This window comes from Brachybacterium sp. YJGR34 (assembly GCF_003347015.1).
GTDB lineage: Bacteria > Actinomycetota > Actinomycetes > Actinomycetales > Dermabacteraceae > Brachybacterium.
Map to the genome: position 1 here is coordinate 198,128 of NZ_PNFB01000004.1, position 16,409 is coordinate 214,536.

11 protein-coding genes are annotated in these 16,409 nt (G+C 74.1%); 7 read left to right on the forward strand and 4 right to left on the reverse strand.

Annotated elements, in window-relative coordinates:
• Positions 1–151: 151 nt before the first annotated feature.
• Both CXH06_RS05930 and CXH06_RS05935 read right to left on the reverse strand, forming a co-directional pair.
• Entirely contained in the window at positions 152–1,219 is a 1,068-nt protein-coding gene (locus CXH06_RS05930) for a patatin-like phospholipase family protein (protein ID WP_114854234.1), read from the reverse strand.
• Positions 1,220–1,265: 46 nt separating this feature from the next.
• A complete protein-coding gene (locus CXH06_RS05935) occupies positions 1,266–1,808 on the reverse strand; it encodes a YdeI/OmpD-associated family protein (protein WP_114854235.1) in 543 nt (180 codons plus the stop codon).
• A 118-nt stretch (positions 1,809–1,926) separates the two neighbouring features.
• Here CXH06_RS05935 and CXH06_RS05940 point away from each other — a divergent pair, with 118 nt between their 5' ends.
• The gene (locus CXH06_RS05940) at positions 1,927–3,186 is read left to right on the forward strand and encodes an MFS transporter (protein ID WP_114854236.1); all 1,260 of its coding nucleotides are present in this window, start codon (positions 1,927–1,929) and stop codon (positions 3,184–3,186) included.
• A gap of 258 nt (positions 3,187–3,444) precedes the next feature.
• On the opposite strand, the gene CXH06_RS05945 is transcribed toward CXH06_RS05940, so the two are convergent.
• Complete coding sequence (locus CXH06_RS05945; protein WP_114854237.1) at positions 3,445–4,665, reverse strand: PT domain-containing protein; 1,221 nt, start codon at positions 4,663–4,665, stop codon at positions 3,445–3,447.
• A gap of 137 nt (positions 4,666–4,802) precedes the next feature.
• On the opposite strand from CXH06_RS05945, the gene CXH06_RS05950 reads away from it, so the two are divergent.
• The 3 genes from CXH06_RS05950 to CXH06_RS05960 are packed head-to-tail and all read left to right on the forward strand — an operon-like array spanning position 4,803 to position 9,732.
• Positions 4,803–5,867: a MoxR family ATPase gene (locus CXH06_RS05950; RefSeq protein ID WP_114854238.1), complete on the forward strand. Its 1,065-nt coding sequence runs from the start codon at positions 4,803–4,805 to the stop codon at positions 5,865–5,867.
• Positions 5,864–7,201: a DUF58 domain-containing protein gene (locus CXH06_RS05955; protein ID WP_114854239.1), complete on the forward strand. Its 1,338-nt coding sequence runs from the start codon at positions 5,864–5,866 to the stop codon at positions 7,199–7,201. The genes CXH06_RS05950 and CXH06_RS05955 overlap by 4 nt, the downstream gene beginning before the upstream one ends.
• Positions 7,198–9,732, forward strand: coding sequence for a DUF3488 and transglutaminase-like domain-containing protein (locus tag CXH06_RS05960; protein ID WP_114854240.1), 2,535 nt, complete (start codon positions 7,198–7,200; stop codon positions 9,730–9,732). The genes CXH06_RS05955 and CXH06_RS05960 overlap by 4 nt, the downstream gene beginning before the upstream one ends.
• 201 nt (positions 9,733–9,933) lie before the next feature.
• Here CXH06_RS05960 and CXH06_RS05965 read toward each other — a convergent pair whose 3' ends face one another.
• Positions 9,934–11,379, reverse strand: a complete 1,446-nt coding sequence (locus CXH06_RS05965) for an NAD(P)/FAD-dependent oxidoreductase (RefSeq protein WP_114854241.1) — start codon at positions 11,377–11,379, stop codon at positions 9,934–9,936.
• A gap of 535 nt (positions 11,380–11,914) precedes the next feature.
• On the opposite strand from CXH06_RS05965, the gene CXH06_RS05970 reads away from it, so the two are divergent.
• From CXH06_RS05970 to CXH06_RS05980, 3 genes are all read left to right on the forward strand, one after another.
• A complete protein-coding gene (locus CXH06_RS05970) occupies positions 11,915–14,416 on the forward strand; it encodes a 5'-nucleotidase C-terminal domain-containing protein (protein WP_114854242.1) in 2,502 nt (833 codons plus the stop codon).
• A gap of 173 nt (positions 14,417–14,589) precedes the next feature.
• Positions 14,590–15,975, forward strand: coding sequence for an APC family permease (locus CXH06_RS05975; RefSeq protein ID WP_114854294.1), 1,386 nt, complete (start codon positions 14,590–14,592; stop codon positions 15,973–15,975).
• A gap of 38 nt (positions 15,976–16,013) precedes the next feature.
• Positions 16,014–16,409 carry a helix-turn-helix transcriptional regulator gene (locus tag CXH06_RS05980; RefSeq protein ID WP_114854243.1) on the forward strand — a complete coding sequence of 132 codons (396 nt, stop codon included), beginning with the start codon at positions 16,014–16,016 and terminating at the stop codon, positions 16,407–16,409.

Genomic DNA, 16,409 nt, shown 5'->3' on the forward strand with positions numbered 1-16,409 from the left:
GGCCCGGGGAGCAGGGGGCCGAGGGGTCGAGGGGCTGAGGGGCAGAAGGACCCGAGGGCCGGGGCCCGAGGAGCCGCGGGGCTGCGGAGCGTCGGCCGCAGGACGCAGCACGGCGGCGACGCCGGCTGCTCGCGAGGGGGATGGCGTGTTTCTAGGCCGGTGAGGACGCTGGCCGGCCGCCGCGGAACGTCTCCACGTACCGTGCGAAGTCCCAGGGCTCGTGATCGTCGTCGCCGTCGAGGAAGGACGTCGCCGCCTGTCGCCCCGAGCGGTAGAGCTGCTCGCGGGATTCCTCCTCGAGATCGAACTCGGTGGGGCGCACGGCGTCGGTGTCGATGAAGATCGTGCGTGCGACGGCGTCGGAGGCATCGACGTGGAGGCGGTCATAGAAGCCCGTGACAGTGTCCAGCACCGCCCGGCCGTAGGACAGCGGGCCGGTGATCCGATGCGCCACGCCGTGGTCCGCCTCGGGCTTCGCCGAGAGCTTGATGCCGAGGGTGGGCCAGCGCGGGACCTCGCCGGCGGGCCGGTCGAAGACGGAGACCGGGAAGTTCGACAGCATCCCGCCGTCGACCAGCCAGGAGGTCGTCCCCGTCGCGCTCGTCCACCGTTCGGGGCGGAAGAAGAGAGGGATCGCCGTGGAGGCGCGGACGGCATCGGCCACGCGCAGCGTCTCGGGGGTCGTGCCGAGATCGTCGGCGTCGGTCGGCAGGTAGCGCAGGCGCCCGCTGCTGAGGTCGGAGACCGTGACCACCAGCCGGTACGGCGGCCCGCTCACCGCGGTCCGCTCCGGGTCGGGATCGCGGTAGACCAGATCCGCGAAGGTGCCCGTGGAGCCCGGGGCCCCGTGCGCGGTGAGCTGCTCCTCGATCCAGGCGCGCAGTCTCTCGCCGCGGTGGATGCCCTGGTGCAGCAGGACGCTCAGCGCCGCCCCGGGAGGGAAGCGGGTCCAGGCCGGGCCGTCGGCGAACCGCCGGTAGTCGGTCTCGCGGAGGATCTGCACGATCGTGGAGGCGGGGATCCCTGCCGTGATCAGGGCCCCGGCGACCGCTCCGGCCGAGGCTCCTGCCACCCGGTTGACGCGGTACCCGCGCTCCTCGAGCACCTCGAGCGCCCCGGCCAGCGCGACCCCTTTGACCCCGCCGCCCTCCAGGACCAGGTCGACGCGGCGCTCCGCGGTGGATCCGGTGGGGCCTGCGGCGGCATCGAGGGAGGTCATCCCGGCAGGATAGGAGATGGGGCCGAGGCCCCTCACTCCGCCGCGCTCACTCCAGACCGATCAGCTTCCCGCTCCTGGCGAGCTCCGGATCGGTGCACGAGGCGAGGTCGAAGCAGCAGGGCCGGCGCTTGCCACCGCGGAGCTTGTCGATCGAGACGTCCACGCGCTTGGCGCGGGTGGCGGGATTCTTCGTCGCACCGACCCACCGCACCCACTCCCAGCGGGCCATCGGCGTGATGCTGCTCCAGGTCCCGGCGAGGTCCTCGGCCTCGGCGAGGGCGGCGCCGAGGTCCTCGGGGATCTCCGGCTCGGGCCAGACCGCCGACGGCGTCAGGGAGAACTCGATGCTCATGCCGTCGGCAGCTCCCAGCGCGCGCACGAGCGCGTCCGTCAGCGAGATCCAATGGCCCTTGCGGCCGTCGGGCTCGATGACCAGGGTGGTCTCCGTGCCGCCGAGCACCGCGTCCACCGCGACCTGCCCGCGCGAGGGCAGCTGCGCGCTGGCCTCCTCGGGCAGCGGGAGGATCAGGCGCTCGCCCATCGTGCGGACGGCGGCGGTGCCGGTGATCGTGGTCTTCGTGGTCGCCATGATGTGGTCCTCCGGATCGTGACGGGCCGGGTCGGCCGCTGCGATCCACGGTACCGCCGCCGCGTCGCGCCGGCTTCTCGCATCCTGACCGACCCGTGCCGGAGTACGCTGACCTGCGATGAACCTCGCTCCCCCTGCCACTGCGCGCCGATTCGGTCCGCTGCGGGACTCCCACTCGCGCCCGTACCTGATCACGGCCGGGATGGCGATGATGGGCGACAACATCGAGCACGTCATCACCTACTGGGTGCTCTGGCAGGTCTTCGAATCACCGTGGCTGGTGGGATTCCAGGTCATCAGCCATTGGCTGCCGTTCCTGCTGTTCTCCGTGCTCTTCGGATCCCTGGCGGAGAAGTACGACTGCCGGCGCATCATCCAGATCGCGCAGGGTCTGTTCGCCGCGGTGTCCCTGGGCTGGGGCCTGCTGTTCCTCACCGGCACCCTGGAGATGTGGAGCGCCTGCGTGCTGCTGGTGCTGCACGGCTGCGCGGGCGCGCTGTGGGGGCCGGCCGAGCAGCTGATGCTCCACGACTTCGCCGAACCCCACGAGCTGCCCAGCGCGGTGCGGCTGAACGCCACCTTCAAGAGCCTCGGGGTGCTCGCCGGGCCGGTGGTCGGCTCGGTGCTGATGCTGCTGCTGGGGCCCACCTGGGGGATCTTCGCCAACATCGTCTTCTACCTGCCCATGACCCTGCTGATGCTGCGCACCCCGTACACCGGGCACGTCCGCAGCGGCTTCGTACGGCGCGAGCGGGTCTCGATCCTGGACACCCCGCGGGTGCTGCGCACGGTGGCCGACGACAGGGTCCTGCTGGGCATGATCGCGCTGGCCGGCCTGATCGCCGTGTGCGTCGGCTCCTCGCTGACCGTCGCGATGCCCAACTTCGCCGAGACCCTGGGCGCCGGGGACGACGGGGGACTGGGCTACGGCGCCCTGCTGTTCGCCAACGGCATCGGAGGCGTGGTGGGCGGCTTCCTGCTGGAGGCCACCGGCTTCCTGCGGGTCACCGTGCGCAGCGCGATCGTCGCGGCCGTCGTCTTCGGGCTGACCACGGTGATCGTCGCCGTCACCGCGTCCTACCCGGTGGCGCTGACCGCGCTGGTGATCGGCGGCATCGCCAACCTCGCCGCGGTCTCGATCGGCCAGGCGATCGTGCAGCTGCGCGCCCCGGAGGACCAGCGCGGGCGCGTGATCGGTGCCTACTCCATGATCGGGAGCGGCCTGCGCACCGGCAACGGCATCACCCTCGCCTGGCTGGGCGCGCTGATCGGCGTGAGCGCCGCCGTGGCGGTGGGCGGCGCGGCGCTCGTGATCGGGGCGCTGATCATCGCGGTCCTCGTCGCGCAGGGCGCCCGGCGCCGCCGGACCGCGGTCTGAGGCCTGATCCGGGGGTCGGCGCTCCGGAGGCGGGGTGCGCGCTCGAGGTTCCCGCGGTGCGGGGCGGGATCACAGCCAGTATGTGCACAGGAAGGCCCTCAGTGAGGCCTTCCTGTGCACATACTGGCTGTACTCAGCCCTGAACCACCGATGGGTGATGACACCGGGCGCCGGACTGGAGGTCGCGGACGTTCGGTGACCCAGGCACGCGACGTGGCCCACCACGGCCAGCGGATCGGGGAGGGGGCGGCGACGGTCTCAGCGGCCGCGGCGCCGCTGGTACCAGAGGGCGCCCGCGCCGCCGGCCAGCAGGATCCCCGCGACGGCCAGGGCGGGGCCGACGGAGGTGCCGGTCGCGGCGAGCTCGCCGCCGCCGTCGGAGGCGTCCTGCTCCGCGGAGGGCTCCTCGTCGACGGCCCCGAGCTCGCCGTCCTCGAGCAGGGCGGCCAGCATGCGGGCGAGCTCCGTGCCGCGCGTCTCCTCCGAGCTCTGCTCCGGGGTCGCCGATCCGCTGTCCGGGGTCGAGGGGTCGTCCTCGTCCGCCGAGGGCTCGTCCTCCGACGGGGGAGGGGTGGTCTGCTCCGGGGTCGTGAAGACAGGGTCCTCGCCCTCGCCGCCGCCCTCGTTCTCGTCCGGGCCGGCCGGCGGGGAGTCGGTCCCCTCGGCCGGAGCGGTCGGGGAGCCGGTGGTGTCCTCGTCGCCGGGCTCGACCGTGGGGGTCGTGGACGGGTCCTCGGCGGGGGCCGACGGCTGCTCGCTCGGCGTGTCGGTGGGGTCGCTCGTGGGCTCCGGGGTGGGGGTGGTCGTGGGATCGGTCGTCGGGTCCGCGGTGGGTTCCTCGGTCGGCTCCACCGTCGGTTCGCCGGTGGGGTCCTCCGTCGGCTCCACCGTCGGCTCGCCGGTGGGCTCGTCCGTGGGTTCCGCGGTCGGCTCCTCGGTGGGTTCCGCCGTCGGCTCGTCCGTGGGCTCCTGCGTCGGTTCCTCGGTGGGTCCTTCCGTCGGCTCGTCCGTCGGTTCCGCGGTCGGCTCCTCCGTGGGCTCCTCGGTCGGCGGGTCCGTCGGCTCCTCGCCGCGGCCCATCGCCGAGAACTGCCCGTCGTCCTGGACCTCGTCGACGGTGGCCACGAAGGTGTAGTCGCCCGGGCTGCTCGGAGCGTAGCTCGCCGCGGCATTGCCGTCGAGATCCGTCGTGATCGAGAGCGATTCGTGCTCGCCGTTCGGGCCGATCACGGTGATCGTGCCCGAGGCGTTCTTCGGGAAGCACTGGATCGAGAACTCCGCGGCCTGGCCGGTCTCGAGATTCACGGTGTCATCGGCGACCGTCGCGGTGGGGGTCTGGCAGATCTCGCCGCCCGCCATCGGCGCCGCCTCCGCGGCAGCGATCTCGCTCGGCGCCGTGGCCGGGACCAGCACGCAGGCGGCCGCGAGCGCGAGGCCGGCACCCAGGCGGGCGGGAGCCGGACGGCGGAGGACGAGCACGAGAACTCCTCTGAGGACAGCAGGAACCCGTCATACTGTACGAGGCATCACCTCAGTTCGGTCCTCGATCAGTTCATCGCAGGGCAAACTCTTTGTGAACACCCGTCACGGTGGTGGAACCGGAGGAGCGCGACATCATGACGCAGAACACCGCACCGGCCCAACCGCCCGACGACCTCCCGCCCTCCGAGGGCGACCGCGGGGCGCGGTTCGACCCTCACGGCCCCGCCGCCGTCCTCACCGAGGCGGAGGCGCGCGATGTCGCCGACGAGGCCCAGGCCGTGGTCGAGGAGATCGCGACCGTCGTCGAGGGCAAGGACGAGGTGGCGCGCATCGCCGTGCTGGTCCTGCTCGCCGGCGGTCACCTGCTCATCGAGGACATCCCCGGGGTCGGCAAGACGATGCTCGCCAAGTCGCTCGCGGCCTCCCTCGGCGCCGAGCGCCACCGCATCCAGTTCACCCCCGACCTGCTGCCCGGCGATGTCACCGGCGCGAGCGTGTTCAACCAGGCCAGCGGTCAGTTCGAGTTCCGGCGCGGCGCGGTGTTCACCCAGATCCTGCTGGCCGACGAGATCAACCGGGCCTCCCCGAAGACGCAGTCCGCGCTGCTCGAGGCGATGGAGGAGCGGCAGGTCAGCGTCGACGGCGAGACCTACGCCCTCGCCGAGCCCTTCATGGTGGTCGCCACCGCCAACCCCGTGGAGATGGAGGGCACCTACCGGCTGCCCGAGGCCCAGCGGGACCGCTTCCTCGCCCAGACCACGATGGGCTATCCGATCGCCTCCGCCGAGGCGCGGATGCTCGCCGCCCAGTCCGGGCCGGTCCGCGCCGGGGATCGCGACGTGCTCGACGCCGTCGCGCGGCGCACCACCCCCGAGCGGATCGCCGAGCATGTCCGCGCGGTCCGCACCGTCCACGCCTCCCCGGTGATCCTCGACTACGTGGTGCGCCTGGCCGAGGCCACCCGCAGCCATCCGCACGTCACCCTGGGCGCCTCCCCGCGCGCGGCCGTCCACCTGGTGCGCGCGGCCAAGGCCGGCGCCGCGCTGGACGCCCGCACCTTCGTCACCCCGCAGGACATCGCCGACGTCATCATGCCGGTGTGGCGCCACCGCATGCACCTCACCCCGCAGGCCCTCTCGCGCGGGGTCGGGGCCGGGGACCTCCTCGACCAGGTGCTCGCCGGCACCTCGCAGACGTGAACCCGGCCCCCGGCGCCCGGCTGCGTCCCACGGGGCGCGGGATCGTCGTGCTCGTGGCCTGCCTGCTGCTGTGGGTGCTGGGGGACCTCACACGGGTGGTGCCCGCCCGCCAGGTCGCCGCCGGGCTGCTGCTCATGCTGGTCATCGGCGCGATCTCGATCGCCGTGTGCAGCATCGGGCTGCGACCGCGCCGCTCGCTGGTGGACGACGCGGTGCCCGTCGGCGCCGTGGCCCGGGTGCAGCTCGAGCTGCTGGGCACGCCGTGGATCACCGTGGTGCCGCTGGGCCGCGGCGTGGTGCGCGAGCACCTCCCCGAGGCGCTGGGCGGGCAGGGGGACCTGCCGATGGACCGGGCGATGCCGCACGTGCTGCGGGTCGCCCGTCGCGGCGCGCACCCGCTGGGGGCCTACAGCCTCATCGTCCGCGACGTGTTCGGGCTCTTCCACCTCCGCCGCACCCTGAACGACTCCCTGCAGATCACGGGCCTGCCCGTGATCGCCGAGATGTCCCCGGCGGCCGAGCGCGCCACCGGCATCGCCCGCGAGGACGCGCTCGGCACGGCGGCCGCCCCGGGCGTCGGGGAGATCGGCCCCATCGCCCGTCCCTACGCCAGCGGGGACGACATCCGCCGCATCCACTGGCGGGCCAGCGCCCGCACCGGTCAGCTCATGACCCGCGAGGACGAGCCCGCCGCGGGGTTCAGCGCCGTGATCGTCCTGGACACCAGCCAGCGCGCGCACCCCTCCGCCGAGGTCGAGGACCGCCTCGTCTCCCACGCCGCGACGCTGCTCGAGTCCCTCGGGCTCAACGGCTGGGACGTGCGGATCCTCGACGCCTCCGGGGACGAGATCACCCGCAGCTCCCGCCGCCGCGGCATCCCCGGCCCCTCGCCGCTGGGCAGCGAGGCCGATGCCGTCGAGCGCCGCGCCTCCCTGCTCGCGCTCGCCGACGTCGCCTTCGACGACGACGCCTCCGGCGGGATCGGCCACGACCACGCCGCCGGGCACACCGCGCTGGCGATCGCCCTGGGCCCGGATACAGGCGAGCCGTTCTCCGGGCTCGAGCTGGACCGCTTCGCGGGCCGCGCCACGCGCCGCACCGCCATCGCCGTGCGGTCCGTGCTCGCCGAGAGCGAGCAGAGCGCGCCCCGTCGCGCCCGTCGGCTGGAACCGGCCGACGCCCCCGACGGCGGCCGCGCCGAGCAGCTCGCCGCCGCGCGCGAGCAGCACACCCCCACCCGCAGCGAGCTCGGCGCCTGGACGCTCGTGCGCGGGACCACGGCCGACGCCCTCACCGACCTGCTCACCGCTGCCCGGGAGGAGGAGCCCGCATGAGCCCGCTCATGGGCCGCCCGCCGCTGGAGGGTCGCCACCTCACCGGCCGAGCCCTGCTGCTCCTGGTCGCCGTCGTGCTCTCCAGCGCCCCCGCCTCGCAGCTGCTGACCGGCTCCTCCTGGCTGCTGCTGACGCTCACCGCCGCCACCGCCGTGATCCTGGGCGGGCTCGCGCTGCGCCGCCTGGTCCGCCAGCAGGTGCTGGTCCCCGTGCTGCAGATGGGCGTGCTGCTGGTGCTCGTGCTCGTCCTCGAGCTCGCCGAGGATCTGATCCAGCTGGAGGACGGGCCGTTCGCCGCCCTCGCCGCCCAGGAACAGATCGTCCGGGTGGGGCTCGAGGAGCTCGCCGGGGGCCTGGCGCCGATGACCCTCGGCCCCAGCGCGACTGCCGTGGTGGTGCTGGTCATCGGGTTGATGGTGCTCCTGCTGGATGTCATGTTCCTGGACCTGGGCTGGCACACGCCCACCGCGCTGCTGCTGATCAGCTCGATCCTGCTGCCGGCCCTGCAGCAGCCCGCCGGCGGGCCCTGGTGGAACGTCTCAGCGCCCATGCTCGCCGGGGCGATGATCTTCGCCGCTCGCACCGTGCACTCCGATCCGCGCTACATCCAGGGGGATCGCCGGCCGCAGGCGGGACCGCTGACCGCCCCCGGTCGCACCCTGGGCGCGGCCGTGCTCTGCGTGGGGCTGGTCGCGGGGCTCACCCCGGGGCTCGCGAGCACCCTCCCGCAGCTCGCCCCGACCCGCATCGCGCTGAACATCGATGTGCTGAACTCGTGGCAGAACCCCGGCGGATCGTCGCTGGGACCGGTGATGATCGACGACTCGGTCTCCGTGCGCCGCTCCCTGCTCCAGCAGGAGGAGGTCGAGGTGCTGCGCTACTCCACGACCGACCAGGACCCCTCCTACCTGCGGCTGCGCACCCTGAACACCTTCGACGGCGAGACCTACAGCGGCGGTGCCGAGTCCGAGCAGCCGCTGCTGGGGACGACCTCCTTCTCCGACGCCCGCACGGACGGGCAGAGCGTGGCCGGCTCCGCCGAGGACCTCGCCGAGACCACCGTCGAGATCACCGACCTCGCCGGCAACCGTCTCCCCGTGCCCGAGAACATCCGCTCCGTCAGCGCTCCCGACCCGGCCCTGACCCGGGCGATGTCTGTGCAGCCCACCGATGGGGAGGTGGCCCTCACCGGTGTCCCCGCCGGGCTCATCGGCCAGAGCTACACCGTGCGCACCGAGGAGAACCCCGCCACCGCCGAGCAGCTGCGCGCCGTGGACCCCGCCGCCTTCACGACCCCCTTCGACGACGGCTACACCTCGCGCGCGGAGGTGCCGCAGCCCGCCGCGGACCTCGCCGAGGAGCTCGCCGCGGACGCCGGCGCCGAGACCGCCTACGACACCGCCATCGCCTACCAGGACTACTTCCGCAGCTCCTTCGCGTACTCGCTGACCGTCAACTCCCCGCCGGGCGAGGACCCCCTGGAGTCCTTCCTCGAGGACCGGATCGGCTACTGCGAGCAGTTCGCCTCCGCCTTCGCGCTGATGATGACCTCCCAGGGGTACCCCACCCGGGTCGCCATCGGCTTCACCGCCGGGGAGCAGGACGGCGGCGACTGGTCCGTGAGCTCGACCAACGCCCACGCCTGGCCCGAGGTGTGGTTCGGCCCCGAGCACGGCTGGGTGCGCTTCGAGCCGACGCCGGCCGCCGCGGCCAACGGGGTCAGCGCCCCGGACCGCAGCGAGCCGGCCCCCGGCCAGGAGGAGCCCGCGCCGGAGACCGAGGAGTCCGCGCCGCCCGAAGAGGAGACCCCCGCCGAGGAGGAGGGGCCCACCGAGGAGCCCACCAGCTCCGAGGAGGCCGCGGCCTCCGACGCTGGCGGGACCCCGGTGCTCACCCAGGAGACCGCGCAGCGAGTGGAGGGCGGGCTGCTCAGCGCGCTCTCCCTGGGCGCGCTCGTCGCCGGCGGCGGAGCCGCCGCCGTGCTGCTGATCCGGCGCCGACGCCTGCGCGCCCGCGAGGAGCGCTGGGCCGCCCAGGCCGGCGGCGGCGCGGCACCGGGCACGGATGCCGCGGCCCGCGAGCGGCAGCGGCGCGGTGCGGGGGAGCTGGCCTGGTCGGAGATCGAGGGCGAGCTCGCCATCCGCCGAACCGCGATCCGCTGGCTGGGTGTCACCGGTGCCTGGGGTCGCCCGCCGCGGGCGATCGGTCTGGACGGGGCGCTGCCCCCGGAGCGCGCGCTCGAGGACCTGCTCGACCAGATCGCCGCCGGCGACCGCGAGGTGACCGCGGAGCATCACGCCGCGGCCGGTCGCATCGCCGCGGCGGTCTCCGCCGCCCGCTACGCCGCACCGGTGGTGGACGGGGGCGGCGTGGCCACGGAGGAGGCGCCGGGCGCTGAGGACGGAGCGGAGACCGGGCCCGTGCCGGGGGAGGGGGCTACACCGTCAGGGGCCGCCCCGACCGCCACCACGCAGCACCCCCTGCGGCGCGACAGCGACCTGATCATCCACCTGCTCCGCGCCGCGCGGTGAGGTCCGCCCGGTCCACGTCGAGGCCGGGACGCCGGGGCTCCTTGCGATCAGTGTCGGTATACGGACAGGCAGCGCGTATAGGGGCCTGCCTGTCCGTATTCCGCCACTGATCGTCACGGGTGCCGCCGGGGACCGCTGCCATGACGCCGTCGGGGCCCCGTGCGCGTCCGTGGTGGCGCGGGCCTGGCGACCGGCGCGCGCTCAGTCCTTCGTGGGCTCCGCGACGGAGGCGGCGCCCTCGGCCCGCGCGGCGGCACGGACGGAGGAGCGGTCCCCGGCGCCGGCGCCCTTGCCGAAGCGTCGGCGGGCGGCCTGCTCCTCGAACACCCGCGCGGCGCGCAGCGAGTCGACCTCGCCGACCACGGGGTTCGGCTGGTGGGTGGCGCGGGTGCCGCCGTAGAGGGAGATCAGGTTCATCGCCACCGCGCGCTGGTTGCGGTGGCCCATCATCTTGGTGATGTGCACGCCCAGCCAGGCGGCCCAGCCGATCGAGCCCTCGAGGCCTCCGATGCCGGGGATCTGCGCGATCGCGGCGTGCCGGCCGATGGTCGCCATGGTGCCCAGGTCGGTGTACTTGAAGGGCTTGCGCGGCGTGCCGGCGACCTCCGCGGCGATCGCCTGGGCCGCGGCCTGGCCGGTCTGGATCGCCGGCTGGGCGAGCTGCGGGAGCGGCTCGTCCTGGCCTGCGACGTCTCCGGCGGCGTACACCCCGGGGAATCCCTTGACCTGCAGGTACTCGTCCACGGAGAGGCGGCCGCGGCGGTCCTGCGGGAAGCCCCAGCGGGAGACCTTCTCCGGGATCGCGACGCCCGCGGCCCAGATCGTGATGTCGGACTCGAGCACGGAGTCGTCGTCGAGGATGACGTGGTCGTAGCCCACTTCCTTCACGCCGCGGCCCAGGCACAGCGTCACCCCGCGCTCCTCGAGCTCCGCGGCCGCGTACTCGCGGTGCTTGGGGCTGAACTCCTTGATCAGCTCACCGCCGCGCTGCAGCACGGTGACCTGCAGGGTGCCGGGGTCCATCTCGGGGTAGAGGATGTCCAGCTCCTGCATCCGGAAGTCCGCCAGGGCACCGGCGATCTCCACCCCCGTCGGCCCGCCGCCGACGATGCAGACGTTCAGCCGGTCGTGCGAATGCAGCTGCTCGCGGCTGGAGCGCTCCAGCTCCGAGAAGATCCGGTCGCGGATCGCGAGGGCCTGGGAGCGGGTGTACATCGGCATCGCGTGCTCCTCCGCGCCGGGAGTGCCGAAGTAGGTGGTGGTCGCGCCGTTGGCGACGATCAGGTAGTCGTAGGACAGCTCCTGGATGCCCTTCTGCCCCTCGTCCATGCGGACCACCTTGCGCTCGGGGTCCACGCCCTCGATCTCGCCCTGGCGGTAGCGCATGTTGGGGACCTTCAGCGAGAGCCCGCGCAGGAACATCGTGACGTCCCCCGGGTTCAGGCCGGCGGTGGCGACCTGGTACAGCAGCGGCTGGAAGGTCTTGTAGACGTTGCGGTCGATGAGGGTCACGCGCACGCGCGCGTCCCGCAGGGCCGTCACGGCGTGCGCCCCGGCGAATCCGCCGCCGAGGATGATCACGTGCGGCCAGCTCGCGCCGTCCTTCGCGGGGACGGTGGGGCGGCGGCTGAGGAACGGCATGGCCATGACGAGGACTCCTGGGTCGACGGGGTGGCGGCCGGGTCGCGGCGCGGGGTGGACCAGGTCGTGCACCCATCCGGGTGGGGAGGGGCGGCGGGCGGAGCGGGCTGCGGGCGGTGCCCGGGGATCCCGGGAGGGGCCGAGGTCATCGGGGCCGCGACCCGCTCGGCGGCGGGACGCCGGGCCCGTCCGAAGTCCCTGCCGATGCTACCCATTCCGGGGTCGAGCGGGAACCGCGCCGCCGCCCCGGGCCCACCTCGTGACTGGCGCCGAGGGAGCCGCGATGCCCCGGGGCGACGCGGGTAAGCGTTCGCCGGTGACCGGGGTCTCGTCGTCGTCGGTGCGAGCGACAGGGGCGGGTCAAGGGCGGGCAAAGCGGTCGCCGAGAAAGTGTCATCACCGAGGGGCTGGTCACAGTCCCGGGTGAACAGCTGGTGACGGGAGGCGGCCGGGACGGGGAAGTCGCGGGCGCGCACCCTCCCCGATGGGCTGAGATGGAGGCATCCCACCCCCGCAGGCCCCTCGCCCCAGGAGCTCCTCCATGCCCGCCTCCTCCTCCCGACGCCTCGCGCACCGGGCCTCCGCCGGCCTCGGTGCCGCGGCGCTCGCCCTCGCCGGGGTCGCCGTCCCGCTCGGTGCCGCGCACGCCGCCGATCCCGGCGACGAGGTCACGCTGCTGGCCTTCAACGACTTCCACGGCGCGCTCGACGCCGGTGACGCCTTCGCCTGCACCGTGACGGGGCTGCGGGCCCAGCACCCGAGCTCGGTGCTGATCTCCGCCGGGGACAACGTCGGCGGCAGCGCCTTCGCCTCCGCCGTCGCGAACGACGAGCCGACCATCGACTTCCTCAACGCGCTGGGCGTGGACGCGGGCGCGATCGGCAACCACGAGTACGACCAGGGGCTCAGCGACCTCACCGAGCGCATCGCGCCGGGCACCGACTTCCCGGACCTGGCCGCGAACGTCTATGCGGCCGACGGCACCCGCGTCCACGATCCCTACGCGATCGTCGAGGCCGACGGGGTCCGAGTGGCCGTGGTGGGAGCGGTGACCACCAAGACCGTCGGCAAGGTCTCCCCGGCCGCGATCGAGGGCCTGACCTTCGGCGACCCGGTGGAGGGAGTCAACGACGCGGTCGCGGAGCTCGAGGCCTCCGGCGAGGAGTACGACGTCCTGGTCGCCTCGTACCACGAGGGGGCCAGCGGCAGCGGGGAGGCCGGCGCCGCCCCGACGAACTCCGATCCGATCTTCGACTCGATCGTCGAGGGGACCTCGCCCGAGGTCGACGCGATCCTGGGCGGTGACTCCCACCAGAGCTACGCCTACCACGCCCCGGTGCCCGGCCAGGACGGTGAGGTGCGCCCGATCGTGCAGACCGGTGCGAGCGGCGAGGCCCTGGGTGCCATGACGCTGGCCCTGGGCGAGGACGGCGACTGGGACGTGGTCGAGGGCGGCACCGCGCTGCACCCCACGGAGTCCGCGGATCTCGGTGCCTGTGCCGGGGACGAGACCTATGAGGCTGCCGCGGGGGTGGCCGAGCAGGCGCTCGCCGATGCCGAGGTCGCCGGCTCCGTGCCCGTCGGCTCCGTCGCCGGGGACATCACCACCTCCTGGGACTCCTCCGTCGCCGAGTACGAGGACGGCGCGCGCGTCCCGCGCTCCCCGGTCAGCGACCAGGCCTCCACCAAGGGCGATGACCGCTCCCGGCACTCCGCCGCCGGCTCGATGCTCGCCGATTCGATGGCCTGGTATCTCGACGAGCGCGGGACGGCGGGCGACTCCGAGGTCATCGGCTTCATGAACCCCGGCGGCATCCGCGCCGAGCTGTGGGAGGAGGCCGCCGGCGGCGAGGGCGACGGCGTGGTCACCTACGCCGAGGCCAACTCGATGGTGCCCTTCGGCAACACCCTGAACACCGGCGAGGTCACCGGCGCCCAGTTCGAGCAGATGCTCGAGGAGCAGTGGCAGCGCGACGGGAGCGGGGCGCCCACCAGCGAGTTCCTCGCCTTCAGCGTCTCCGAGAACGTCGAGTACGTCTACGAACCCAGCCGCGAGGTGGACGACCGCATCCTCGAGATCCGCATCAACGGCGAGAGGATCGACCCGGAGGCCACCTACACGATCGTCACCGCCAGCTTCCTCTTCGAGGGCGGCGACAACATGTGGGCTCTGTCCGAGGCCACGAACGTGCAGGACACCGGCGTGCTGGATCGCGACGCCTTCGTCGAGTACCTCGGCGCGCACGAGGACCTGGCCCCCGACTTCTCCCAGCGCCAGCTCGAGCTGCAGGTCCTCGAGGCCGGCGAGTACGACGCCGAGGCCGGCGTGGACACCGATCCGGTGCTGCGCCTCGGCGGGCTGGAGTCCCCGAGCCTCGGCGCCCCGGAGATCACGAGCGTGGTCCTGGACGCCGGTGAGCACGGCACCTTCGAGGCTCCCTACGACGTGGTCGAGGACTCCGGGGAGCTCGCGGCCGACGTCACGCTCGAGGACTGGCTGTGCGTGCCCGAGGGCACCGAGGTCCCGGTGAGCATCACCGCGGTCCCGGACACCGGCACCGACATCGTCCTCGACATCCCGTCCTTCACCTGGACCGCCGGCGGCGCCCCGGAGGACTGCGGGGACGACCAGGGCACGGAACCCCCGGCCGAGGGCGACGAGGAGACCACGCCCCCGCCCGCCGAGGGTGATGACGAGGGGACCACGCCCCCGCCGGCCGAGGACGAGGGGACCACACCCCCACCCGCCGAGGGCGACGACGAGGGCACCTCGCCCCCGCCGGCCCAGGACGACGACGAGGGCGCCACCCCGCCGGCGGCCGATGGCGACTCGGGCACCACCCCGCCCCCGGCCGACGACGACGCCGCCCTGCCGGCACCCGCGCCCGAGGCCGAGGACCCCGCCGGTGACGACACCGCCGCGGGCTCCGAGAGCCTCGCCCGCACCGGCGCGACGGTCTGGCCCCTCGCCGCGGCGGCCGGTGCGCTGGCCCTCGCCGGCGCCGCGGCCCTGGCGCTGCGCCGGCACCTGCGCCGCCGCTGACCCCCGCGCCGCCGACGCCCCCGCCCGGCCGTCGGCGGCGCACGACCTGCCCGCCGGCGGTGCGGGTGGGGCGTCGGCCGGGCGCGTCGGCCCGCCCCGGCGCGAGGGCGAGCAGGGACAATGACGACCGGGCGGTGCTCGCTCCCTGCACGGACCTCGACGAACGGACCTCCATGACCGCTTCCCCCGCCCCTGCCGGCGGCGCGCTCGCGCGCCGGCTCGGCCTGCGCGACGCCGTGGTGATCGGCCTGGCCTCGATGATCGGCGCGGGCGCCTTCGTCTCGCTCGGCGCCGCCGTGGAGCTCGCCCGATGGCTCGCACCGCTCGCGGTGCTGATCGCCGCCGGGGTGGCCCTGTGCAATGCGACCTCGAGCGCGCAGCTGGCCGCCCAGCACCCCAGCTCCGGCGGCACCTACCACTTCGGCCGCGAGCAGCTGGGCCCCTGGTGGGGATTCCTCGCCGGGTGGTGCTTCGTGATCGGCAAGACCGCCTCCTGCGCGGCCATGGCCCTGGTCATCGCCGCCTACCTGGTGCCCGAGGGTCTGCAGCGACCCGTCGCCGCGCTCGCGGTGGTGGTGCTCACGGGCGTGAACCTGGTGGGCATCACACGCACCGCCGCGCTCGCCCGGGTGCTGGTGACCATCGCGCTCGGCGCGCTGGTGCTGACCGGGGTCCGGCTGCTGGTGGGCCTTCCGGGGGTCGAGGCCGAGGCGGGGCCTGCGGACGCGACGTTGGGTGGCCCGGCGTACAGCACACCGGTTCTCCTCTGGGACCGAGGGCTGGCGGGAGCGCTCGACGCATGGGCCGGCGGCCCCCTGGGCGTGGCGCTCGCCGTCGCGCAGGCCGCGGCGCTGATGTTCTTCGCCTTCGCCGGCTACGCCCGCGTGGCGACCCTGGGGGAGGAGGTCGTCGAACCGCGGCGCACCATCCCGCGAGCGATCCTGCTGGCCCTCGGCATCGTGACGGTGCTCTACCTGGCGCTGTCCGTGGTGCTGGTCCAGCTCCTGCCCGCCCTGAGTGTCGGGGGCTGGGGTCCGGCGCCCTTCCTCACCGCGCTGGAGATCGTGGGCGCGGGGGCGCCGTGGCGCGTGATCATCACCGTCGGGGCGGTCGCCGCGGCCGCCGGTGCGCTGCTCGCCCTCATCGCCGGCATCTCCCGCACCACTCTCGCCATGGCCCGCGAGCGCGATCTGCCCCCGGTCCTCGCCCACGTGGATCCCGCCCGCTCGGTGCCGCAGCGCGCGGAGCTCGCCGCCGGGATCGCCATCGTGCTCATCGTCCTGCTGGCCCCGGACGTGCTCACCGCGATCGCGGCCTCCTCCTTCGGCGTGCTGCTCTACTACGCGATCGCGAACCTCTCCGCCTTCACCCAGCGCGCGCCGTGGCGGCTGTACCCCAAGGCGATGCAGGTGATCGGCGTGGTGAGCTGCGTGCTGCTGGTGGCCTCGCTGCCCGGGCGCACGATCGCGGCCGGGGTGGCGCTGCTGGCGGTCGGCGTGGCGTACCGGGGCGTGGTGCTGTGGCGCCGCCGGTCCCGCGAAGGTGCCCCCAACGCGTAAGTCTTGACTTATATGTGGGAGGCGGGGAGCATGGCGCCATGCACGCGCTCGACGTCCTGGGGGACCCGGTGCGGCGGAGGATCCTCGAGCTCCTCGCCGACGCCGGGGAGCTCAGCGCCGGCGAGCTCGGGGAGTCGGTGCAGGAGGAGTTCGGCATCAGTCAGCCGGCCGTCTCCCAGCACCTGCGCGTCCTGCGCGATCACGGCTTCACGCAGGTCCGGCCGGAGGGCCGGCGCCGGCTCTACTCCCTCGACGCCCGCGGTCCGCAGGAGGCGGAGCAGTGGCTGAGCGCCTTCGAGCGCTTCTGGCTGCCGCCGCTGGACGCCCTGGGCACCGAGCTGGCCCGCGGTCGCCGGGAGCGGCGGCTCGCGGCCGAGCGTGCACAGGACCCCGACCCCACCACCGCATCACCACCACCGAGCAAGGAGGCCTGA